We start from the raw sequence: 20,953 nt of genomic DNA on the forward strand, positions 1-20,953 counted from the left end.
GAAAAGCGCCATCCGGCATACACCAACCGCGATACGCATACGGCGTATCGCAGCCAAAATGATAAAAATCAACCAACACAAAAAGTACATTGGCACACTATTGAGTTCTCAGACATCGTCACCACACAGTCATACGGACCGCCTTGAGCGAAACGCAGTACTGCGAGTAAAGAAAATATTTGTTGTCAGGGCCTGTTTTCCTACCGCCACTCTCCAAGAACCTCAGTTCCTGTGGGGCGCTGTCGGTCGCGCTGACTCATATAAAGTTACACACGGCCTCGAGGAAACACAAATTTGCACGTCATCGTAGGTTTTCAGGCGCCTAAAGGTGCGCTTAAACGCACCTTCAAGGTCGCTCTGCGGACAGCACCTAGCGCATCCCGAACCAGCCCATAAGCCCCGGCGTAAATACGTTTGCTTTCTGCGCCACCCGTGGGAGCACAGCTGCCCATGCCAAGTAGAGAACACCCATCCCGGCCAGCGACCACCACACAGAGATCTCAGAGTTAAGTAGCCACGCAAGCAACACGGCAGCAACGGCTCCGGCCGTGACAGCCGTATAGGGCCATGTCCCTTTGTCGGTTATCGCGAAGCTCACGAGAACAGCAGCCGCTGCGAGAGGAACAAGGGTGAATCCGGCGAGGTTTCCAGTCCACAAAAGCATCACCACATCAGTGACAGCTCCCAGGCCCACCGGAATGGCGGTGCACAACAATGTCACTTTGGACCAGGTTGCACGCGGCACGCCAAAGGCCACTGCATCTTTGAGTGAGCTGCGGATTGAATCAGCAACTAGTGGCAGGACAATCAACGTAACAATGGCACCCACGATGCCCACGCCGGTATCCCACAGCTTGCTCACCACGATGTTTATCGCCGTTGCGATGGCTATACCGAATGCAGTCCACATCCACGCGCGAGCTTGAGGGCGCAACACAATCTGGGAGACCGGGGACGCTGAGAACCAGCCCGTCGAAGAATCACCATCGCTGCCTACAACGAGGGAGCTAGTGGTCAGTCGTGATGGCTCGAAGCGTTTCGTCATGCACGCCACCCACATGAGCGCCGGCGCTATGAGGACCCACCACGGGAAAGCCCAGGGTGCGCTGACCAGAATGAGCACAAGCGTCAGGGTGGCATTGATGCGCCGGTGTCCGTTCCATACACGGGTACTGAGGCCAAAGGTCAGATAACGCGTGAAGTCAGGCTGCGAAAGGTAAACCATAAGGACCATAAAGAGTGAGTAACCAATGGCCCACTCGTGCCCGCGGCCCATTCCCAGCACCGGAAGGATGACAATCCACAAAGCGTAGAAGAAGCTGTTCCAGCTCAGCGCCATATGCCTATAGAGCTTCATCACGCCTCCCCCAATGCCAGCACTGCCTGCTCGAGGGATACCTCGGTGGCACGCAGCCCCATTTCCTGGGCCATGTCGAAGACGTTGGCGGTGTGGTTGGGGCGGGCGTCGACAAGTGCGCGGTCCGCCACGGCGGAGCTTTCGCGCTCAAGCACCGGGAGCTGCAGGCGCCCCAGCGCGCGATCGAGGGTTTCGGCAGAGCCAGTGAGCTGGACGACGCCTTCGATGAACTCATCGATGGGGCCGGACAGCGGGTTCTCCCCCATCAGCGCCACGGTATCGAGCAAACCAGACAGTTCGTTGAGGTGATGGGTGGAGACAACAATGGTGCGACCATGCTCTTCACGCAAGACGTCATAGAACACCTCCCGCTTGGCGGCGTCGAGGCCGAGATAGGGCTCGTCGAGAAGCATGTACGGCACCCCCGAGGCCACCGCAACGATGAAGCTCGCCGCCGACTTCTGCCCGCGGGAGAGACCCGAGTAGTTCTTCATCGGAAGCTCGAAGCGCTCGACCAGCTCCTCAGCGCGCGCTGCGCTCCACGTGGGCCAACGCAGACTTGCCACGGTGAAGACCTTCTTCACGTTCCAACCTTCAGGCAGTGGGTTATCTATGCCCATGAGGACAACCTTGTTGAGGACTTTTTCATTGTCATAGGGCTTGTCACCGTCGACCTTGACGCCAGAGCCATTCAGCTGGCCAGCAATCTTACGCAGCAAAGTGGTCTTGCCAATGCCGTTGGGGCCAACGAGGCCATGCGTGAGGCCGTCGTCGAAGGTGAAGTGCGGGGTAGAAATCATGAGTAGAGTCCTCGACTTTCTGCGACAAGGTCGATGAGGTCATGGAGTTGCTTGCGGGTATAGCCCAGGTGCACGGCTTCGTCAATAAGCGGTGCGGCGTATTCAGCCGCAAAGTCTTGGCGACGCCGCGCCCGGATAAGGCCTGCGGCACCAGAGGTGACGAACATGCCGATACCTCGGCGTTTTTCGAGGATTCCGAGATCCACGAGGAGGGTCAGGCCCTTGCGGGCGGGGGCGGGGTTGATGCTGTGGAAGGCTGCGAGCTCATTCGTGGACGGCGCCTGGGCACCCTCAGCAAGGGTGCCCTCAATGATGGCGTCCTCGATGAGCACCGCTATCTGACGGAAGAGCGGCTGCGCGGAGTTATCCATGCAGTCCCCCTAGTTGGTTGGTTACTCATGTAGCTAACCATATAACCAACCCTGCGACCTCCGCAAGACTTCCACCCAACACCTTTATTACCTGGGAATTCCCTCAAGGCTATCGACGTTTTGTGACTAATGGGGCACACTGGAATACACCGGCCCTAGGCTGGAAGACCTCACAGAAGTGACCTAAGAAAATTAGTTAGAAGAAATAGAACGGAATTTAGGAGCCATGCTTGAACGAACACTTGTCTTCGTCGACACGTCATATCTACTCGCCAGTTTCTATAACTCATGGGAAACGGGTGCCCGAGCCCAGCTAGAGATTGATTTACCCGAAGTAGTCAGCTCTCTTGGTTCCATGATTGAGAACCAGGTTGGAAACCGCATTCACCGCCAATACTGGTACGACGGAATCCCCGACACCGGGCCCCACCGCTACCAGCGAGCGTTGCGCGTCTGCGATGGCGTGCAACTGCGCACCGGCCAACTCATCGAATGGGGCGAGCGCCGCACCCAAAAAGCGGTGGATACTCGCCTTGTCGCTGACATGATCGTCTCCGCCATGAAGGGCCAAGTCACGGACTTTGTTTTGGTCTCCGGCGATGCCGACATGATCCCCGGCGTTCAGGAGGCCGTCAATAACGGCGTGCGCGTGCACCTCTACGGCTTCGGCTGGGATTCAATGTCTTCCGCTCTGCGCCATGCGTGTGATTCCACCACAATCCTTGATCCGCGCGAGGACTTCGCCGATGCAATGGAGCTCGAGGTTCTCGAAGGCCCGCTGCCGCCGACCATTCGCGAACCCCACAATTCCGAGGACGGCAGCGAGGAAGTGAGCGATGCCGCTAGCGAACTCGCGCCGGAATGCGACGAACCTACCGAGGCGCAAGCCGCCTTCCCCTCCGCGCCAAAGCCTGGGCCTGCAACACCTTCCGCCGCAGCGCAAGACGTGGCTGCCACCGCCTCGCACCCGGAGTCGGCTGCACCGAGCGCCCCCACCGACGAAGAAGAGCCCGCCCCCTGCGGCGAACAAACCACAAAGCCCAGCGCCGCGGATCAGAAGCCCACGGACTCAGAAGAGGAAACGGGCACCGAAGCCCCGAAGCCTGCTCCCAAGCCTGCAGCGCCAAAGCCGTCGATGATGGCGCCGCGCCGCAAGCTGCGCTCGAAGTACGTTCCGCTCCCCGAAGAAGTGTGGAGCTCCGCCGGCTTCCAGTCCCCCTTTGACGTGGGGCAGCAATATGCCTCGTGGTGGTTCGACAACGCCGCGAGCGCCGATCAGCGCGACCAGGCCCACCTGCTCTCGGGCGGTGGCCTGCCACCGGAGATCGATCGCCCACTGCTGCAGTTCGCCTGTGAAACGCTGCACGAGTACACGCTCACCGAAACCCAGCGCGTCAACCTGCGCGATGGCTTTCATTCGGGCATCCGCGGCGTGCTCATCAATATCCGCCGCCAAGATAGCTAAAACACCACAGGGACCTTTGAGAGCATAAGGTGCTGAAACACCCAGACCGCGCTATGCGGCCCACTCTCAAAGGTCCCTTTTCTATACGGTGATGTGCTCCGCGGTGGCTACTGCTTACCCTCGGCGGTGTCCGATTCGGAACCAGCACCAGCTTCGGTGCCGGCCTCAAGCGCTTGGTCGCCAGCGAAGGGAGAACCTTCGATCTCCTTATTCTTGGCCATCTCGGCGCGAATCTCGTCCAAGCGGGACGCGGCGGCCATATCGTGGCCCGCGGCCGAAATCTCCTGAATCCGGCTGCCGCCAGCTGCCTGGTGCAGCTCCTGAGCGCCGAGAGCATCGGCGTAGCGCTTCTCAATCTTGGCGCGTACCGAATCCAGCGTCGGCGTGGAATCATCGGGCTTGAGCTCGTTCATAGAGTCCAAGGCCTGAGCGTTCTTCTCCTGCATCGCTGCCTGATCTGCCTGGGACAGCAACTGGTCCACCTGTGCGAGCTGCTCCTTAAGGCGGGCCTCCGACTGCTGCTGCTGGGCCTTCGCCTGCTCGGCAGCTTGGGTAGCCGCCTCGTGCTGGGACTTCAGATTGGCCAACTCATTCTCTACGGCTACCAGCTGGCTCGCCACGACCTCCGCCGCTTGGTTGTACTCGGCGGCCTTCTGCGGATCCTCAGAAGCATCTGCCAGCTCCAACGCCCGGCGGGTCTGGTCTTGATAGTCCTTCTGGGTCTTCACCAGACGGTTGAGCTGCATTTCCAGCTGGGTTTTGCGTCCAATAATCTCCGCCGCATGTTCGGAAATCTGGCGATGTTGCTCCTTCGCACCTTCCACGGCCTGCTGGATCTGAACCTTGGGGTCAGCGTTCTCGTCGATCTTCTGATCGAAAGAAGCCATCACATACTTCCAGCCTTTGCTAAATGGATTTGCCATCGCACTCACTCCTTAGTGGTTCCTGCAAGAGTATTTAATGCAGCTCTTATTAGTGCCCTATATAAAAAGACGCTTTCCTGCGAGTGTAGCGATACTCACAGGAAAGCGCGCGCGGCGGACCTACCTGAGCCCTCCGCACCAAGGAGAATTCTTCGGGACTATTCCGCCTTCTGGCTCTCCACCTGGGCGCGGACCTCGTCCATGTCGAGGGCCTTAACCTGGCCAATGAGATCCTCCAAAGCTGCCGGCGGCAGGGCGCCAGCCTCACGGAAGACCAGGATGCCATCGCGGAAAACCATCAAGGTAGGGATGGACTGAATCTGCAGCTTCGCGGATAGCTCCTGGTTGGCTTCGGTGTCCAACTTGGCAAACGTAGCATCGGGGTGCTCTTCAGATGCCTTCTCAAATACTGGGCCGAAGCGCTTGCACGGACCACACCATTCCGCCCAAGCATCGACGAGCGTGATGCCGTCGCCGGAGATGGTCTCCTGGAACGTGTCCTCAGTGATGTCAATCGTTGCCATGTTTCTTCCTATCTGTTTCGGGGAAATTTGTAGCTTCTTTCCTCCATCAACGGTACACAAGGCTCGATTATTCCTTGCACATATACCCCAGGGGGGTATAAGCTCAACAGTGGAATTACCCACTAGCTAAGGAGACTGATTCAGACCATGAGCACCACCACCTACACCGTTAACGGCATGACCTGCGGCCACTGCGAGCTCTCCGTGAAGGAAGAAATCTCGGAGATCAAGGGCGTCACCGACGTCACCGCTGACCACACCACCGGCGCCGTCACCGTGACTGGTGAGGGCTTTAGCGATGACCAGGTCGCCGCCGCCATCACCGAAGCCGGCTACGAGTTGGCCTAAGCATCATGACCACCAGCCTCACTCTCGGTATCACCGGGATGACCTGCACCTCCTGCTCATCCCGGGTGGAACGCAAGCTCAACAAGCTCGATAACGTTGAAGCCACGGTCAACTTCGCCACGGAATCTGCCTCCGTAAGCTATGACCCAGCGACGACGACCCCCGCCGATCTCATCGACGTCGTCGAAGGCGCCGGCTATGGAGCCTTCACGGTGGACGATGAGGGGGAGGCGTCGGCAAGCACGGCGGACACCGCCCGCGAGGGTGAGGCTTCCGACATCTTGCAGCGCACGCTCGTCTCTGCGGCGCTCTCGCTGCCCGTGATGCTCCTCTCCATGGTCCCGGCCCTCCAATTCCAGAACTGGCAATGGGCGTGCCTGGTACTCACAACGCTCGTCTACGTTATCGGAGGCGCGCCCTTCCACCGCGCCACGTGGGCCAACCTGAAGCACGGCGCCACCACGATGGACACGCTCATCACGTTGGGCACCACCGCCGCCTTTGGCTGGTCGCTCTACGCGCTCTTCTTCGGCAACGCCGGCATGCCCGGCATGACCATGCACATGACGCTGCGCTCCAATGACGCGCAGATGGACCACATTTACCTCGAATCAGTGGGGATGGTCATTACGTTCCTGCTGCTTGGGCGCTGGTTTGAGCTCAAAGCAAAGGGCCGCTCCTCCGAGGCGCTCACTACGCTGCTCACCATGGGCGCTAAAGAGGCCACGGTGCTGCGCGGCAATACCGAAACCCGCATACCCATCGGCGACCTTCACGAGGGCGACATTTTTGTGGTTCGCCCCGGTGAGAAGATCGCCACCGATGGCGTGGTCCTCACCGGCCATTCAGCCGTGGACGAATCCCTGCTCACCGGCGAATCGTTACCGGTTGAGGTTTCACCCGGCAGCACGGTGACGGGCGCAACCATCAACGCCTCCGGGCGGCTTGAGGTGCGCGCCACCCGCGTCGGCTCCGACACCGTCCTTGCCCAGATGGGCGCACTCGTCACCGCAGCACAGACCTCGAAGGCCCCGGTGCAGCGCCTCGCCGACCGCATCGCCGCTGTCTTTGTTCCCATCGTCATCGGCATCGCTATCCTCGCGCTCGTGGTTCACCTGTGGGTCGGCGGAGTTGCCCCGGCCTTCGTGGCCGCCGTCTCCGTCCTCATCATCGCCTGCCCATGCGCTATGGGCTTAGCGACGCCCACCGCAATCCTCGTGGGCACCGGGCGCGGCGCCGAACTGGGAATCCTCATCAAGGGTCCGGAGATTTTGGAATCGACGCGCCGAATCGACACCATCGTGCTGGACAAGACTGGCACCATCACCGAAGGCCAGATGTCGGTGGGAGCAGTCCAACCTACGGCAGGACGCACGCAGCAGGAAGTTCTCCGTCTCGCGGCCGGCGCGGAACAGGGTTCCGAGCACCCCATCGCACGAGCCATCCGCACAGCCTACGACGATGAGCTCCCCGCAGCCGAGGGCTTCCACGAGCTTCCCGGCCAGGGAATCGAGGCAAGAATAGAGGGCTCCCGGGTGCGGGTGGGCCGGCCGCCTGCGGGCTATGACGGCACCGGGACGCAGGTGGGCGTCTACGTGGAAGATGACCTGGTGGGAACCATCGAGCTACAGGATCGCATCAAGGAATCCTCCGCCGCCGCCATCGCCGCAATGCAAAAGCTAGGGCTTACCCCGCATCTACTCACCGGGGACAATGCCGGCGCGGCGCATGCAGTGGCGCGGGCCGTTGGCATTGATGAGGCAGCCGTGACAGCGGAGGTCATGCCCGCAGACAAGGTAGAGACTATCGCTCGGCTGCAGGAACAGGGGCGGACCGTGGCCATGGTGGGCGATGGCGTCAACGACGCCGCGGCGCTCGCGCAGGCGGACCTCGGAATTGCGATGGGCGCGGGAGCCGACGTTGCCATCGAAGCTTCCGATATCACGGTGATGAACAACGACCTGCGCTCCGTCGCCGAGGCGGTGCGCCTGGCGCGTAGCACCCTGCACATCATCAAGGGAAACCTATTTTGGGCCTTCGCCTATAATATTATTCTTCTTCCTGTGGCAGCGTTCGGGCTGCTCAACCCCCTGTTAGCGGGGTTGGCAATGGCCCTGAGCTCAGTATTTGTGGTGACCAATTCTTTGCGGCTGAAAAGCTTTACCCCCGGGGAGTAAGCTTAGCCTGCATGAATCGTCTTGATCATCGCTCTATCTCACGCACGGAGAGGCTCGACCGCCTTCCCGTCACTGGAAAACACAAACGTCTCCTCTTCGGCTCCGGCATCGGCTGGGCGCTCGATGCCATGGACGTGGGCCTCATCTCCTTCATCATGGCTGCTCTAGCCGTGCACTGGGGCATCACACCGACCCAATCCTCCTGGCTGGCGTCCGTGGGCTTCATCGGCATGGCCTTGGGTGCCACCTTCGGCGGCCTCTTGGCCGATAAGTTCGGCCGCCGCCACATCTTTGCGCTAACCCTACTGGTCTATGGCCTCGCAACGGGCGCCTCCGCACTGGCAACCGGCTTGGTTGTGCTCATCATCCTGCGCTTCTTCATCGGACTTGGCCTCGGCGCCGAGCTGCCGGTGGCCTCCACGCTGATCTCCGAGTTCGCTCCGCTCAAGGTCCGTGGGCGCATGGTGGTCTTGCTGGAGGCCTTCTGGGCAGTGGGGTGGATCCTCGCTGCGGTAATTGGAACGTTCATCGTGGGGGCGTCGGAAAGCGGCTGGCGCTGGGCCCTGGCACTTGGCATGGTACCCGCGCTCTACGCCCTCTATGTACGCCTCCACCTGCCCGAATCAGTACGCTTCCTGGAATCGAAGGGCCGCCACGAGGAAGCAGAAGAAATCGTTGCTTCGTTTGAGGCAGAGGTGGATGAGGCGGACATCGACCGCACGACCCCGGCACCGACCTACTCCGAGGAAGATGTCACCGCCACCAGCATCTGGTCGAAATCCCTGCGCGGGCGCACGCTGGCGCTGTGGACCATCTGGTTCTGCGTCAACCTGTCTTATTACGGCGCCTTCATTTGGATTCCGTCGCTGCTTGTCGCAGACGGTTTCTCCCTGGTGAAGTCCTTCAGCTTCACACTGATTATCACCCTGGCCCAACTGCCCGGCTACGCCGCAGCGGCCTGGCTCATCGAGATCTGGGGACGCCGCTCTACCCTGGCGACCTTCCTCGTGGGCTCCGCCCTGTCCGCCGGATTCTTCGGCTTCGCCAGCTCTGAAGCAACGATCATTCTGGCCGGTTGCCTGCTCTCCTTCTTCAACCTGGGCGCGTGGGGTGCGCTGTACGCCATCGGCCCGGAGCTCTACCCCACCGCACTGCGCGGGCGCGGTACCGGCGCTGCCGCGGGCTTCGGCCGACTCGCCTCCATCCTGGCACCGCTTATCGTTCCGCCGCTCATCGCGGTGGCGGGCACGGGCTGGCTCTTCGTCCTTTTCGCCGCCGCCTTCGGCATCGCCGCTGTGGCGGCACTGACCCTGCCAGAGTTCAAGGGTCGGACCCTTGCTCAATAGGGTCGCCCTTGGCGCGTGGGTCGCGGTCATGGTCGCGCTCACCACGCTCAAGCCCTTCTACCAAATCGGCTACCTCTGGAAGCCGGAGAACCAGCGGGTTCGCGACCTGCGCTTGGTGCCACTTGATGAGTTCTCCGGCGGCACCTGGTTTGGCCCGCTTTTTGAGTATGCGGGCAATACCGCCTTCTTCATTCCTTTTGGCATGCTCGTATTCAGCATGTGCCGGTCAGTCAAGGCAACGGCGGCCTGGGGCTTCGCGCTGAGCCTGGCACTGGAAACGGCCCAGTATGCCTTCGCGCTCGGGCGCACTGATATTGATGACCTCATCTTCAATACCCTGGGTGCGCTCATCGGCGCGGGGTTTGCCCGTCTCTGTGGCGAGCGCTTCTTCCCAATGTGGCGGTGGCTGGCGCTCGCCGCGGCTGCGGTCTTCCTGATCTTGGTCATCCTCGGACCACGGTTGGGCGACCCCAACGCCGTCGTGGACCTTTAATTTAACCGTGCGCCATGTTGACGAACTTCGAGTAGTGCAGCTGGTGCGCCACCTTCACCGTGTCAATCGGGCCGCCACGGTGCTTAGCCAAAATGATGTCTGCTTCACCAGCACGGGGATCATCGCGGTCTTGTGAGTCCGGGCGGTAGAGCAGCATAACCATATCGGCGTCCTGCTCAAGCGAGCCGGACTCACGCAGATCCGCCAGTTGCGGCTTCTTATCGGTACGGGATTCTGGGCCACGGTTCAGCTGCGAAATCGCAATGAGGGGAACCTCTAGCTCCTTGGCCAGCAACTTGAGCTGGCGCGAGAATTCTGAGACCTCTTGCTGGCGGGACTCCACCTTCTTGCCCGAAGACATCAGCTGCATATAGTCCAGCACGATGAGGTCGAGCCCGTGCTGCTGCTTCAGACGGCGGGCCTTCGAGCGGATTTCCATCATGGTGAGGTTCGGGGAATCATCGATGAACAGGGGCGCATCCTGGATGCGGTTGAGGGTGTCATCGATCTTGGCCCAATCCTCCGTGGACACGCGGCCACCGCGCATATCCGACAGCTTCACTTCCGCCTCCGCCGACAACAGGCGCATGACGATCTCTGAGGCAGACATCTCCAAGGAGAAAACCACGGAGGTCTTGTTGTGCTGCAGGGAGGCCGAGCGCATGAAGTCCATGGCCAGCGTGGACTTACCCACGCCGGGGCGGGCGGCGACGATAATCATCTGGCCGGCGCGCAGGCCATTGGTCAGGTTATCGAGGTCGATGAACCCTGTGGGCACGCCGGACTCCACACCGTTTTGTTGCAGTGCAGCGAGCTCATCAATGGTGGGATCAATGAGGTCACTTAAGGCCCGGTAGTCCTCGGTGGTCTTCTTCTGCGCCACTGCGAAAACTTCCTGCTGGGCGCGATCCAGCACGGACTCGATCTCCATGTCTTCGGAGCCTTGGAAGCCGAGCTGGACGACTCTTGTTCCGGCGTCCACCAGCTTGCGCAGAACCGCCTTTTCCGCGACGATCTCCGCGTAATAGCGAGCGTTGGCGGCAGTCGGCACCGTGGCCAGCAGGGTGTGCAGGTAGGGCGCACCACCGACGCGCTCGAGATTGTTATAGCGATCGAGACGGGCCGCCACGATCACCGCATCAATATCGGTGCCCGCTGCATAAAGGTCGATCATGGCCTGGTAGATGAGCGTGTGCGCAGGGTAGTAGAAATCCTCCGGCTCTAGTTCCTCAATGACCTCCATGACCGTGTTCGGGCTCAGGAGCATGGCGCCGAGAACGCCTTGCTCTGCCTCACGGTCCGCGGGCGGCTGGCGGAATTCGCCGTAGCGCTTGGGCTCCTCCTGCCGGTAAGAGCGGCGGGGCTCCTCCTCTACCGGCTCCGGTGGTGGTGGAACCTGGTCATCATCAAAACTGGCATTAGTCATTGCTCATTAATCCCACCGTTCATTAATCCCACCCTGGCCGTGTGCCTGAAGTTCTCACTTTTCTCCGCACCGGACGGCCAGGCTTCGATGCAGTGCCAAGCGGCAACCGCGCGTAGTACACAACAGTCTAGCCGAGGGTCAAGACACTACCCCTTGGGCATAACTTTCACAGTTATCCACAGAGACCTGTGGAATTACCAGGTCAGCACGAACACGTTATACAAAGCCAGTGGTCAGGACTGTGGATAACTCCCCAAGCCTGTGACCTGCACATATTGTTTTCCCAGCTCAAAACAGGTTTTTCGTGGTGTGAAAATCCGCACAAAACCGGTGGAAAAGTAGGCCCCTCAACTGGAAATCGCCCCTACCAGCGGGTTAACACCATACGCCGTGAGTAAATTCACCGTTAACTCGCCACCGAGTTATCCACAGATAGTGTGAGTTATCCACAGTATGGCTCTGATCCCAAAGCTCCATCTCCCATTGGCCCACAAAACGGCCTGAGGCCGTGCTTCCTCTCACCACCTCACATAGTGGGAGGAGCACGGCCTCAAGCCTTGCTGTTGTCTTAAGGTCACGTCCTGCGTACCGGCGCCGCGCCTCACACGCGGGCGGACGGAGGGTGACCGTCGTGCGCCTTAATTCTTAGGCAGCGACGACCGAGAAGTTCACCTTGCCGATAACGTCAGCGTGCAGCTTCAGCTCGACTTGGTAGTTGCCGGTCTTCTTGACCAGGCCCTTGGGAAGCACAACAATGCGCTTGTCCAGCTTCGGGCCGCCAGCGGCGGCAACGGCGTTCACGATGTCCTCTGCGGACACGGAGCCGAAGAGCTTACCGGACTCGGAGGTCTTCACCGGGACGTTAACGTCCTTGAGCTCCTCCAGCTGGGTACGGATCTCGCGTGCATGGTCCAGGTCGCGGATTGCGCGAGCTTCCTGGGCGCGCTTGATGCCCTCGATCTGCTTCTCAGCACCGCGGGTGGCAACGATAGCCAGGCCGCGCGGAAGCAGGTAGTTACGTCCGTAGCCGTCCTTAACCTCTACAATTTCGCCGGGGGCGCCGAGGTTCTCAACGGCAGCGGTGAGGATCAGCTTCATGATCCCTGCCTTTCAATTGAGTTAAATGAATACTTGCGTGACAGTCTTAGAACGGGGGTTCTGCATCCGCACCACCAAAGCTTCCTGCTTGGGGTGCCGAATTCCACGGATCGTTGCTCGGAGCCGACTGCTGGGACTGCTGCGGGGCAGAGGACTGGGACTGGTTTCCGGAGAAACCACCCTGGTTTCCGGAGAAACCGCCTTGGTTGCCACCGCCGTAGTTAGCACCACCCTGCTGCTGGCCGCCGCCATAGTTGCCGCCGCCGTTGCCGGACTTGCGGTTAACCTGTGCGGATGCATAACGCAGGGACGGGCCGACCTCATCGACCTCAATCTCAAAAACAGTGCGGTTCTCGCCCTCACGAGTCTGGTAAGAGCGCTGGCGCAAACGGCCAGTAACGATAACGCGCATGCCCTTGGTCAGGGTCTCCGCAACGTTTTCTGCGGCTTGGCGCCACACGTTGCAGGTGAGGAACATGGCCTCGCCATCCTCCCACTGGGAAGTCTGCTGATTATAGCGACGCGGGGTGGAGGCAACACGGAAATTCGCCACTGCGGCACCCGCCGGGGTGAAGCGCAGTTCCGGGTCAGCAACGATGTTGCCGACAACCGTGATGTTGGTATCTCCCTGAGCCATGTCTTTACTCCTTAATATCGGTTACGTGGATTGCTCGAAACCCAGTATCCGCTATTTGCTGTCGGTGCGCAGAACCTTGGTACGCAGAATGGAGTCGTTCAGGTTCAGACGGCGATCGAGCTCGAGAACGGAGTGGGATTCACACTCCAGCTCCACGACTGCATAGATGCCCTCTTCCTTCTTGTTGATCGGGTATGCAAGACGGCGCTTGCCCCACACGTCAACCTTTTCGACTTTGCCGCCATCCTTGCGGATTGCCTCGAGGAACTTGTCTAGGGACGGGGTTACGGTGCGCTCATCCTGATTGGGATCCAGAATGATCATGACTTCGTAGTGACGCACGGACCTCATCACCTCCTATGGTCTAGTAATTGGTATCGGCCATATCACCTTTGCGGATATGGCAGGAGGGTCTGTTGCGTCAAGCAACCCTCACACAGTACCGCACTGACCGGCGGAAAAGGAAATCCCTTGTCTCCTCGGCCGCCCCCTAGTGAGTCGCGGCGACGAAGATTGCCGAACTCGCAGGTATCACCGTAAGGAAAAGCAGAGCCAGCAACCCCAGCATGATGGGCCAGGTTCGGTCTTCAGAACGCTGAAACAGGTAATAGGCACCCAATACGCACAAGAAACCTATCGTGATGGAGATGATGCCCACGATTGTTATGGTCATCGCGCAAAGTCCCCCGCCAGTGGATCCCTGCCACCGTGCGCGGCACGAACCTTGTCTTCCGACTTGCCCCACATCTGACGGATGATGAGCACGCCGATGGCGATGATGAAACCATCCCGGGTGATCACCGCGATGTCCAGCATCTCGTGCGGCAGGCCCTTGTTCTCCGAGCCGAGCATGTGCCAGGTGAGGATGGGCCAGAGGAGGGCGTCGGCAAGCGCCCAGCTAAAGATGAGGCGCCACCGTGGCAGCGCCAAGAGCGCCGGGACAATGAGCCACAGCGAGTATTGCGGCGACCACACCTTATTGAAGATAAGGAAGGCCATGATGATGAGGTAGATCATCTCAGCCACCCGCGGCGCACGCGGGGTTTTAAGCCCCATGACGGCGATTGCTGCGCAGCTCACAAGGAAGGCCACGAGGGAGAAGGTGTTGAGGAATTCGGCCTCAAAGCTCACGTTCGTAACGCGAGTCAGGAGTGCGTAGATCGTGGTCCACTCCGCCCCACGCTCTTGGTTGAGCCGGAAGAATTCGCGCCAAGCTTCGGGGTAGGCCACCGCCACGGGAAGGTTCACCACGAGCCACGTCACAGCGGTTGCCACGACCATCTTGAAGAAAGGCGCCCAGCGCTTGTGACGGATGGCCAGCACCAGAAACGCGCCCAGGATAAACAGGGGCCACAGCTTAAACGCCGTGCCGAGGCCAATGAGGATGCCGGCGAGCCAGTTCTTACGCTTTGTCACTGCAAGAAGCGCGCCGACCATGAAAGCCACCGACGGGATGTCCCAGTTCGTAAAAGCGTGAATAGCCACGAGCGGGCTGGCCGCCATGAGGATGGTGTCCCATGCCCGGTTGCCCGTGAGCTGGAAAACCATCACCACGGTGCCGACCCACACGAGGGACATGATGAACGCGGTCAATCCGAAGTACCAGCTGACATCTGCCATCCCAAGCCACTCGACGGCCGGATAGGTGGTGCGCGCCAGCCATCCGACGGCGCCCTGAAAGAGGCCAGCCAGTACCGGGTACTCCATGTAGCGGGTGAGATCGCCCTCAACCCAGGAATAGGCATAGGGGAAGCCCGGCTGATCGAGTCCGCGCCCACCATAGAGCGGGACGATGTCGTTGTAGCAAAAAGCCGTATATTGGCGGTTGCCATCCCAGTTCAGGCTGATGAGGCCATCCTCGCCTCGGCGACTACCTGCACAGGTTGCCTTACTTAAAAACCCAAACGCCAAAAACGTCCACGCCAGCGTGATAACCACGCGCAAGGGCGTCCACCACCCGGAATAAGCCGAACGAGCAAAGCGTCCCGTCGGCCCACCCAGGGCGTCGACCGCGTTGTGGGTCATAGACTCGGATGAGAGAGACACGATCTGCGAAGTAGTGTGATGGCTCACCGGGCGATCAAACTCCTATTGACCAAGTAATTGGTCGAGTCTATCTCCATTGAGAATGTCATCGAGCGAAGGGACCTCGGGCTCTGCGGGTTGGGCCGGTTGCTCAGGCTGTGCTGGCTGGTCTGGGGTCTCCCGCTGTCCCTCATCGTGGTGCTCGCCGTCTTCGGCTGGCGCTTCCTCGTCGCCCTCGTTCTCCGGGCTTGCCGGCGCCTGGTTCCACGTGGTGCTCTGGCTCGGGTCATAGACATAGCCCGAACCCCAGCTGCCGACGCCGTAGTTGATCGGATAGGCCTGCGGGAAGGTCTGCTGCTCAGCATTAGCCAGAGAGGTATCCAAGATGGCCTTCCAGATCTTCGTCGGTGCGTCCGAGCCGTACATGATGCCGCCCCACTGATTGAAAATCGCGGAGGTGTTGTCGGCCGTGCCTACCCACACTGCTGTAGCGAGCTGCGGCGTGGAACCGACCATCCACGCATCTTTGTTCTGACCGGTGTCACCCAGCTGGGTGGTACCAGTCTTAGACGCAGACGGGCGCCCGCCAGCTAGCGCGCCATTCGACCATGCGGCAATTGGCTGCATCGCAGAAATAACGTTATTAGCCACGTTGGCGGAGACACGGCGCTCACCGCCGTCGGTCGGGTTCTCATAAAGAACCTCGCCGTTGGCGTTTTCAACCTTCTGCACGAAGTGCGGTTGGTGCCACACACCCTGGTTGGTCAAGGTAGCCATGGCGGTTGCCATATCGAGGGGGCGGGACTGGTACTGGCCCAGCACGATGCCTTCGTACGGCGTACCGCCGTTCTCTGTCAGGGTCTTTTCAATCCCCGGCAGGCTGCGCGCAACGCCCAATGCGTGGGCCATGTCCGCGGTGTCCTGCGTCTTGTTTTCCAAGTCATCCTGGAGGCGCAGGAAGGACGTGTTATAAGACTTCTTCATTGCCTCAGCGATGGAGCAGCTACCGCAGCCGCCACCCACGTCGTTGGTCACGATCTGCGATCCTGGCAGCTGGTAGGGCGCCGAGGAGTAATAAGTATTGAGATCGATGCCCTGCTGGAGTGCTGCGGCCAGGGTCATAATCTTGAAGGTTGAGCCTGTCTGCAGCGGGGAATTGGCATAATCCCAGCCGCCAGAATCATCGCCGCCATAGTAGCCGCGCACGGCACCCGTAGCCGGGTCAATGGTCACGGCGGCGGCGCGGGCGTCCTCCTGCAGCACTCCAAGCTGCTCGTGGGCGGCGTCGGTTGACGCGTTTTGCACGGTCATGTCAATAGTGGTGGTCACCTTGAGGCCACCGGTGGCCAGCTGATCCTCGGTAATACCCACACGCGCCAGTTCATCAGTGACCTGGTTCTTGATGTGCCCATAAGCACCGGGCGCCTCGGTGTAGGCGGAGTATTCGCTTGGATCACGGGTCTCCGGGAAAGCCATCTGGGAACGCTCAGCCGCATCCAGATCGCCCATCTCAACGAGTCCGTCCATGACGTAGTTCCAGCGGTTCTGCGAGCGTTCCTCATCCACCCACGGATCCAAGACCGATGGGGACTGGATGAGGCCGGCGAGCATGGCACCTTCCTCCACGGTGAGGTCCTTGGCGTCCTTATTGAAGTAGGCATTGGAGGCAGCCTCGATGCCGTAGGCATTGCGGCCGAAGTAGACGGTGTTGAGGTAGGCGTTCAGGATGTCCTCTTTGGCCCACTCATTGGTCATCTTCACCGAGTAGATGAGCTCACGGATCTTGCGGACGTAGGAGTATTCGTCACCCACCAGAGTGTTCTTCACGTATTGCTGGGTGATGGTGGAACCACCACCGGCGGTGCTATCACCCGTGAGCTTGCCCAAGACGGCGCGGCCCAGACCAGTGAAGGAGAAGCCCGAGTTGGTCCAGAACTCACGGTCCTCGGCAGCGAGGACCGAGTCCTCCACATAATCCGGGATCTCTTCCAACGTCACCTGACGGCGGTTGCCTTCCGGAGGAACGAGCTTGGCCAGCTGAGTTTCACCATCGCCGGCGACGATGGTGGAGATCTGGCTCGGTTGCAGCTCCTTGGGGCCGGGGACGTCGTATTGCGTATACGCGTAGCCGAAGAGCAGGGCGGGAATGCCCACTAGTACAAACAAAACAGCCAGCACGATCCACGGCCAGCGGCGCTTGCGGCCGGACGAACGCTGAGCGCTCTGCGAGGTGCTCTTCCTGCGATTACCTGACTTTCGCCCGGAGGTTTCCTTTTCGGTCACTGATCCGTGTCCTCATCAATCCTGTACAGAAACTGTAAATATATGCAGCTTACCGGCGCGAACTGGGAAGCCAAAACTACCCTAAAGCATAGACCGTGGCGGCTCGAAGCAGATGGTTCCAGCGGCACGCCGGACACACTTCCACGAAATGCACGGTGAATTCGATGCCCTCAGCGGCTATCTCTGCGATTTCTGCTTCGCTGCGCGCGCTGCCTGCTCGGCGTTTCAAGGCATCTCCGTACACCCACCGAGTCAGCCGCATGTCCTCACCGCAGACCGGGCACGGCTTGTGCATGTCGACGCCGTGATGCTTCGCCGCAGCACGAAGGAGAAAATCGGCATCACAGACCTCTTCGCGCCCGAGCTTCCCCGCACGAAGTTCACGCAGATGTTGCGCGCGCTCCCATTCATAGGAGACCTCATTACGGTAGGCCACGGTTGGCTTTGCTTTTGCCGACTCTGCCTTAGACGGAGAATTCACGCCGGACAGTGTAGTGCCGGCGACTCCAACAATCTAGAGCGCTCCTAAGCACTTCGTGATAGAAAACCTAATTTTTCAAATAACTAACTACCGAAGCGCACGATCTCTAGCTACACTTATTTTCCATGAGTGAAGAAACTATCGAATCCCCGGTCCCCTACGAGGATGCCCTGGAAGTCGCCCGCCAGATCCAGCCGGCGCTCAACAAGCTCATGCTCATCTTCCAGCGCACCACGGAGGGCACGTCCCTGACAACGTCACAGGTCTCCATCATGAACCAGCTGCGCATGCGTGGTCCCTCCCGTGTGAGCACCATCGCGCAAGCAGAACTCATCCGCATGCCTACCGCCTCCAATGCGCTATACCAATTGGAGCGCCAGGGATTCGTGGAACGGCACCGCGATGAAAAAGACCGCCGCGGCGTACTTGTCGCCCTTACCCAGCTTGGGGAATCGGAGCTGACCATTGTCTCCCGCCAACGCGCGGCGGCTTTGGCTGAGATCCTGCGCTGGCTCGACCCAGAGGACATCAAGGACGCAGACACTTTGGTCAATCTCATCTCCAAGCTTGCTGATGTCTACCGTCCAATCATGGAAGGGAAATAGACCAAAAAGTGCCGGTAGAGCGGATTTTATTTTCCGGCATGAAGGGTCGATAATGAAGAAAACGACCCCGAACTTTTTATTGAATGGCTAAGAATTCTTCACACCCTGCGGAAGGGCCATGCTCCCCGGACGACCAGCTCCCTCCGCTCCGCGTCCTCGTGTCGTGGAGCCCTAGCTCCACCGGCACGGAGGCCATCGAGTTTGCAGCGTGGCTCGCGCGTTCCACCTCCGTTCGGATTCGCGTGGTTTCAACGATTTCGCAGCCCCTCACCGTGACGTCGCTCAGCAAGCTCAGCGGTTCCTACAAGAAGTGGTTCAAGAAGGAGCACGCCACCTGCGAACGCGCCGTCAAGCAGGCCTTGCACGCAGCCGGGGTGGATAAGGACCAGCTCGATAAAAACGTCTCCGTTCTCTTGGCAGGGCCTTCTCGCCCACAGCTCTTGGAGCAGGCGGCTGAGGATTTCAAAGCGAGCGTCATCCTCCTTGGGGCCAATCAATCCGCGCCAAAGGGCCGTTTCTTCTCTGGTTCTACTGCTGACGCGCTTCTGCACTATTCGCCTCTCCCTGTCGGTCTCATCCCGCGTGGTATCAAGCTGTCCAAGCACGGCGTCACCCGCATCAATTTCGCCTTCACCGACTTGGGCAGTGCCGACGACCCCGCCCTCCTGCATGCCGCATGCATTGCACAGCGCGGCGGAATCCCCCTGCGTATCCTGGCGTTTTCCCCCAAGGGGCTTGTCGACGTCCCCCTCGAATACTCTCCGACCTTTCCCTCCGATGCCCCCAATTGGCGCGAGCACTCACTCTCACTGTTGGACCGGGCGCACGATTTCATCGCGGATGCCTACCCCGAGCTTTCGGTCACGACGGCCATCGGCAGCGGCCATGGTTGGTCCGGCGCGGTGGATTCACTGAAGTGGAAGAAGGGCGATCTGCTCTGCTTGGGTTCCTCTCCCATGGGGCCCATCGAACGCGTCTTCATCGGCAGCACCGCCACCGAGCTGCTTCCCCACCTGGGCGTTCCAGTACTGGTCTGCCCCAGCACCTACGATAAAGAAGCACGTTAGACTGACAAACCATGGCAGCAGAGCACCCCGAAAACGATCTCACGTCCGACGCGGACTATACCAACCTGCCTCGCCCTGAGCCTCGCAGCTTTGACGAGCTTGCCGACGAACCCGATCCCCTCACCGTCGCCGAGGCTAATCGCCGTTCCTCGCGCCAAGCGCTGTGGTTTATGATTTTCATCCTCGTCGGTTCGGCGCTCTATGCGCTTCTCCTCGCGGGCATCTTCAAGGTCGCTGGAACCACAACCAACTGCCTGCAAGCCGAATACGCCGCTTGGCTCTGCACGAGGACCCAGCGCGCCGTGTTCGCCACGACGACGCTGATCATCCCCTTCATTGGCATGATCGGCTGCGCAGTCATTATGGTGCGCAAACTCAAGGCTTACGTGCGCTGGCGCGGCTGGATGGCCATCTTCTGGGTCATGGCCGGCAACTTCATGATCTGGTGCATCAACGATATCCAGATCCTGCTGGCCCCGGTTCTCGAAAACTAGGCCTGTGCCTGGGACGCAGCCACCTCGGCGCAATCTGGGCGCCCACAGTGCTGTGTCTCTACGTGCTGGATGCAATCATCACAGATGAGCACCTGCTTGCGGCACGTGTCCTCATTGAGGCAGTTGTGGAAGGTATTCGTCCCTTTTCCACAATGCACGCAGTGGCCGAGCTGAATAAAGCCTGGATCCTCTAGGCCCTGGCCAAACTCGTGATGCATGCGCTTGTCAAAGACATACATCGAGCCTTCCCACAGGCCATCGTTGCCGTACTTTTCGCCGTAGCGGACAATGCCGCCGTCAATCTGATAGACCTCGTTAAAGCCCCGGTTCTTCATCAGCGCGGAGAGGATTTCACAGCGGATGCCGCCCGTGCAATAGGAGACCACGGGCTTATCCTTCATCCAGTCATACTTGCCGGACTCGAGTTCGGCGATGAAATCGTGAGTCGTGCGCACGTCCGGCACCACGGCATTCTTGAACTTGCCGATTTCCGCCTCCATGGCATTGCGTCCGTCGAAGAAGACGACCTCCTCGCCGCGCTCTTCTACTAGCTTGTTGACCTCTTCGGGTTTGAGGTGAACGCCGCCGCCGATGACGCCATTCTCATCCACCTTGAGCTCACCCGGCGCGCCGAAGGCCACGATCTCATCGCGCACCTTAACCGAGAGGCGCGGGAAATCCTCCGCACCGCCTTCGGACCACTTGAACTCCATCTTCTTGAAGCCCGGGTACTCGCGGGTTTCGCGCACGTAGCGCTTGCAGGCCTCCATGTCCCCGCCCACGGTGCCGTTGATGCCGTGCTCCGAGATGAGGATGCGGCCCTTCAGCCCGAGCTTCTCGCAGAGGTTACGCTGCCACAGCATGATCGCGGTGGGATCCTCAATGGGAGTGAAGCAGTAGTAGAGGAGAATCTTGCCAATAGTCACGCCCGCAAGTCTAGGCCCGCTGCGAGGTAAAACCCCAATCTTTTGGGCCCAACGCTGCAACCGCTCTTAACCCAAAGCCCCAGACCTCGATCCCGCAACCTGCAGGT

At 60.0% G+C, this 20,953-nt stretch carries 22 protein-coding genes; 8 read left to right on the forward strand and 14 right to left on the reverse strand.

Features of this window, described 5'->3' with window-relative positions; genetic code table 11:
• Positions 1–370 precede the first annotated feature (370 nt).
• Genes HMPREF2537_RS03540 through HMPREF2537_RS03550 form a run of 3 tightly spaced genes read right to left on the reverse strand, consistent with a single transcriptional unit; the run spans position 371 to position 2,528 of the window.
• Positions 371–1,357, reverse strand: a complete 987-nt coding sequence (locus tag HMPREF2537_RS03540; protein WP_070525624.1) for a hypothetical protein — start codon at positions 1,355–1,357, stop codon at positions 371–373.
• Positions 1,357–2,157 carry an ATP-binding cassette domain-containing protein gene (locus HMPREF2537_RS03545; protein WP_070525625.1) on the reverse strand — a complete coding sequence of 267 codons (801 nt, stop codon included), beginning with the start codon at positions 2,155–2,157 and terminating at the stop codon, positions 1,357–1,359. The genes HMPREF2537_RS03540 and HMPREF2537_RS03545 overlap by 1 nt, the downstream gene beginning before the upstream one ends.
• Positions 2,154–2,528 carry a GntR family transcriptional regulator gene (locus HMPREF2537_RS03550; RefSeq protein ID WP_070525627.1) on the reverse strand — a complete coding sequence of 125 codons (375 nt, stop codon included), beginning with the start codon at positions 2,526–2,528 and terminating at the stop codon, positions 2,154–2,156. Before HMPREF2537_RS03550 ends, HMPREF2537_RS03545 begins: the two co-directional genes overlap by 4 nt.
• A gap of 226 nt (positions 2,529–2,754) precedes the next feature.
• On the opposite strand from HMPREF2537_RS03550, the gene HMPREF2537_RS03555 reads away from it, so the two are divergent.
• The gene (locus tag HMPREF2537_RS03555) at positions 2,755–3,993 is read left to right on the forward strand and encodes an NYN domain-containing protein (RefSeq protein WP_070525629.1); all 1,239 of its coding nucleotides are present in this window, start codon (positions 2,755–2,757) and stop codon (positions 3,991–3,993) included.
• Between the two features lie 107 nt (positions 3,994–4,100).
• Here HMPREF2537_RS03555 and HMPREF2537_RS03560 read toward each other — a convergent pair whose 3' ends face one another.
• Complete coding sequence (locus HMPREF2537_RS03560; RefSeq protein ID WP_070525631.1) at positions 4,101–4,916, reverse strand: PspA/IM30 family protein; 816 nt, start codon at positions 4,914–4,916, stop codon at positions 4,101–4,103.
• A 158-nt stretch (positions 4,917–5,074) separates the two neighbouring features.
• Entirely contained in the window at positions 5,075–5,440 is a 366-nt protein-coding gene (gene trxA, locus HMPREF2537_RS03565; protein ID WP_010187883.1) for a thioredoxin, read from the reverse strand.
• Between the two features lie 147 nt (positions 5,441–5,587).
• On the opposite strand from trxA, the gene HMPREF2537_RS03570 reads away from it, so the two are divergent.
• Genes HMPREF2537_RS03570 through HMPREF2537_RS03585 form a run of 4 tightly spaced genes read left to right on the forward strand, consistent with a single transcriptional unit; the run spans position 5,588 to position 9,804 of the window.
• The gene (locus HMPREF2537_RS03570; RefSeq protein ID WP_070524224.1) at positions 5,588–5,788 is read left to right on the forward strand and encodes a heavy-metal-associated domain-containing protein; all 201 of its coding nucleotides are present in this window, start codon (positions 5,588–5,590) and stop codon (positions 5,786–5,788) included.
• Between the two features lie 5 nt (positions 5,789–5,793).
• Positions 5,794–7,965 carry a heavy metal translocating P-type ATPase gene (locus HMPREF2537_RS03575; RefSeq protein WP_070525633.1) on the forward strand — a complete coding sequence of 724 codons (2,172 nt, stop codon included), beginning with the start codon at positions 5,794–5,796 and terminating at the stop codon, positions 7,963–7,965.
• Between the two features lie 11 nt (positions 7,966–7,976).
• Entirely contained in the window at positions 7,977–9,311 is a 1,335-nt protein-coding gene (locus HMPREF2537_RS03580) for an MFS transporter (RefSeq protein ID WP_070525635.1), read from the forward strand.
• Between the two features lie 28 nt (positions 9,312–9,339).
• The gene (locus tag HMPREF2537_RS03585; protein WP_070525649.1) at positions 9,340–9,804 is read left to right on the forward strand and encodes a VanZ family protein; all 465 of its coding nucleotides are present in this window, start codon (positions 9,340–9,342) and stop codon (positions 9,802–9,804) included.
• Position 9,805: 1 nt separating this feature from the next.
• On the opposite strand, the gene dnaB is transcribed toward HMPREF2537_RS03585, so the two are convergent.
• The 8 genes from dnaB to HMPREF2537_RS03625 form a co-directional block, all read right to left on the reverse strand.
• Positions 9,806–11,230 carry a replicative DNA helicase gene (dnaB, locus tag HMPREF2537_RS03590; RefSeq protein WP_010187892.1) on the reverse strand — a complete coding sequence of 475 codons (1,425 nt, stop codon included), beginning with the start codon at positions 11,228–11,230 and terminating at the stop codon, positions 9,806–9,808.
• A 645-nt stretch (positions 11,231–11,875) separates the two neighbouring features.
• Positions 11,876–12,328: a 50S ribosomal protein L9 gene (rplI, locus tag HMPREF2537_RS03595; RefSeq protein WP_010187895.1), complete on the reverse strand. Its 453-nt coding sequence runs from the start codon at positions 12,326–12,328 to the stop codon at positions 11,876–11,878.
• 46 nt (positions 12,329–12,374) lie between these two features.
• Positions 12,375–12,965, reverse strand: a complete 591-nt coding sequence (locus HMPREF2537_RS03600; protein ID WP_070525637.1) for a single-stranded DNA-binding protein — start codon at positions 12,963–12,965, stop codon at positions 12,375–12,377.
• A gap of 51 nt (positions 12,966–13,016) precedes the next feature.
• Positions 13,017–13,307 carry a 30S ribosomal protein S6 gene (gene rpsF / locus HMPREF2537_RS03605; protein ID WP_010187899.1) on the reverse strand — a complete coding sequence of 97 codons (291 nt, stop codon included), beginning with the start codon at positions 13,305–13,307 and terminating at the stop codon, positions 13,017–13,019.
• Between the two features lie 148 nt (positions 13,308–13,455).
• Positions 13,456–13,638 carry a hypothetical protein gene (locus tag HMPREF2537_RS03610; RefSeq protein ID WP_070524214.1) on the reverse strand — a complete coding sequence of 61 codons (183 nt, stop codon included), beginning with the start codon at positions 13,636–13,638 and terminating at the stop codon, positions 13,456–13,458.
• Entirely contained in the window at positions 13,635–14,990 is a 1,356-nt protein-coding gene (locus HMPREF2537_RS03615) for a glycosyltransferase family 87 protein (protein WP_070525651.1), read from the reverse strand. Before HMPREF2537_RS03615 ends, HMPREF2537_RS03610 begins: the two co-directional genes overlap by 4 nt.
• Before the next feature lie 63 nt (positions 14,991–15,053).
• Positions 15,054–17,273 carry a transglycosylase domain-containing protein gene (locus HMPREF2537_RS03620; protein WP_070525639.1) on the reverse strand — a complete coding sequence of 740 codons (2,220 nt, stop codon included), beginning with the start codon at positions 17,271–17,273 and terminating at the stop codon, positions 15,054–15,056.
• Between the two features lie 76 nt (positions 17,274–17,349).
• On the reverse strand, positions 17,350–17,709 hold the full coding sequence (locus HMPREF2537_RS03625; protein ID WP_070525641.1) for a DUF5318 family protein: 360 nt from the start codon (positions 17,707–17,709) through the stop codon (positions 17,350–17,352).
• Between the two features lie 170 nt (positions 17,710–17,879).
• On the opposite strand from HMPREF2537_RS03625, the gene HMPREF2537_RS03630 reads away from it, so the two are divergent.
• From HMPREF2537_RS03630 to HMPREF2537_RS03640, 3 genes are all read left to right on the forward strand, one after another.
• Complete coding sequence (locus HMPREF2537_RS03630; RefSeq protein WP_010187909.1) at positions 17,880–18,359, forward strand: MarR family winged helix-turn-helix transcriptional regulator; 480 nt, start codon at positions 17,880–17,882, stop codon at positions 18,357–18,359.
• An 83-nt stretch (positions 18,360–18,442) separates the two neighbouring features.
• Complete coding sequence (locus HMPREF2537_RS03635) at positions 18,443–19,426, forward strand: universal stress protein (protein ID WP_070525643.1); 984 nt, start codon at positions 18,443–18,445, stop codon at positions 19,424–19,426.
• An 11-nt stretch (positions 19,427–19,437) separates the two neighbouring features.
• A complete protein-coding gene (locus HMPREF2537_RS03640; protein WP_070525645.1) occupies positions 19,438–19,920 on the forward strand; it encodes a hypothetical protein in 483 nt (160 codons plus the stop codon).
• Here HMPREF2537_RS03640 and HMPREF2537_RS03645 read toward each other — a convergent pair.
• Positions 19,917–20,846, reverse strand: a complete 930-nt coding sequence (locus tag HMPREF2537_RS03645) for an oxygen-dependent tRNA uridine(34) hydroxylase TrhO (RefSeq protein WP_070525647.1) — start codon at positions 20,844–20,846, stop codon at positions 19,917–19,919. The genes HMPREF2537_RS03640 and HMPREF2537_RS03645 overlap by 4 nt on opposite strands.
• Positions 20,847–20,953 lie beyond the last annotated feature (107 nt).

The sequence above is a fragment of the Corynebacterium sp. HMSC074E01 genome (genome assembly GCF_001808885.1).
GTDB lineage: Bacteria > Actinomycetota > Actinomycetes > Mycobacteriales > Mycobacteriaceae > Corynebacterium.

Excerpts from the sequence above, each read along its gene's own strand:
- HMPREF2537_RS03540 (WP_070525624.1), bottom strand. The coding sequence starts at position 1,357 with ATGAAGCTCTATAGGCATATGGCGCTGAGCTGGAACAGCTTCTTCTAC.
- HMPREF2537_RS03545 (WP_070525625.1), bottom strand. The coding sequence starts at position 2,157 with ATGATTTCTACCCCGCACTTCACCTTCGACGACGGCCTCACGCATGGC.
- HMPREF2537_RS03550 (WP_070525627.1), bottom strand. The coding sequence starts at position 2,528 with ATGGATAACTCCGCGCAGCCGCTCTTCCGTCAGATAGCGGTGCTCATC.
- HMPREF2537_RS03555 (WP_070525629.1), top strand. The coding sequence starts at position 2,755 with ATGCTTGAACGAACACTTGTCTTCGTCGACACGTCATATCTACTCGCC.
- HMPREF2537_RS03560 (WP_070525631.1), bottom strand. The coding sequence starts at position 4,916 with ATGGCAAATCCATTTAGCAAAGGCTGGAAGTATGTGATGGCTTCTTTC.
- trxA (WP_010187883.1), bottom strand. The coding sequence starts at position 5,440 with ATGGCAACGATTGACATCACTGAGGACACGTTCCAGGAGACCATCTCC.
- HMPREF2537_RS03570 (WP_070524224.1), top strand. The coding sequence starts at position 5,588 with ATGAGCACCACCACCTACACCGTTAACGGCATGACCTGCGGCCACTGC.
- HMPREF2537_RS03575 (WP_070525633.1), top strand. The coding sequence starts at position 5,794 with ATGACCACCAGCCTCACTCTCGGTATCACCGGGATGACCTGCACCTCC.
- HMPREF2537_RS03580 (WP_070525635.1), top strand. The coding sequence starts at position 7,977 with ATGAATCGTCTTGATCATCGCTCTATCTCACGCACGGAGAGGCTCGAC.
- HMPREF2537_RS03585 (WP_070525649.1), top strand. The coding sequence starts at position 9,340 with ATGGTCGCGCTCACCACGCTCAAGCCCTTCTACCAAATCGGCTACCTC.
- dnaB (WP_010187892.1), bottom strand. The coding sequence starts at position 11,230 with ATGACTAATGCCAGTTTTGATGATGACCAGGTTCCACCACCACCGGAG.
- rplI (WP_010187895.1), bottom strand. The coding sequence starts at position 12,328 with ATGAAGCTGATCCTCACCGCTGCCGTTGAGAACCTCGGCGCCCCCGGC.
- HMPREF2537_RS03600 (WP_070525637.1), bottom strand. The coding sequence starts at position 12,965 with ATGGCTCAGGGAGATACCAACATCACGGTTGTCGGCAACATCGTTGCT.
- HMPREF2537_RS03610 (WP_070524214.1), bottom strand. The coding sequence starts at position 13,638 with ATGACCATAACAATCGTGGGCATCATCTCCATCACGATAGGTTTCTTG.
- HMPREF2537_RS03615 (WP_070525651.1), bottom strand. The coding sequence starts at position 14,990 with ATGACCCACAACGCGGTCGACGCCCTGGGTGGGCCGACGGGACGCTTT.
- HMPREF2537_RS03630 (WP_010187909.1), top strand. The coding sequence starts at position 17,880 with ATGAGTGAAGAAACTATCGAATCCCCGGTCCCCTACGAGGATGCCCTG.
- HMPREF2537_RS03635 (WP_070525643.1), top strand. The coding sequence starts at position 18,443 with ATGGCTAAGAATTCTTCACACCCTGCGGAAGGGCCATGCTCCCCGGAC.
- HMPREF2537_RS03640 (WP_070525645.1), top strand. The coding sequence starts at position 19,438 with ATGGCAGCAGAGCACCCCGAAAACGATCTCACGTCCGACGCGGACTAT.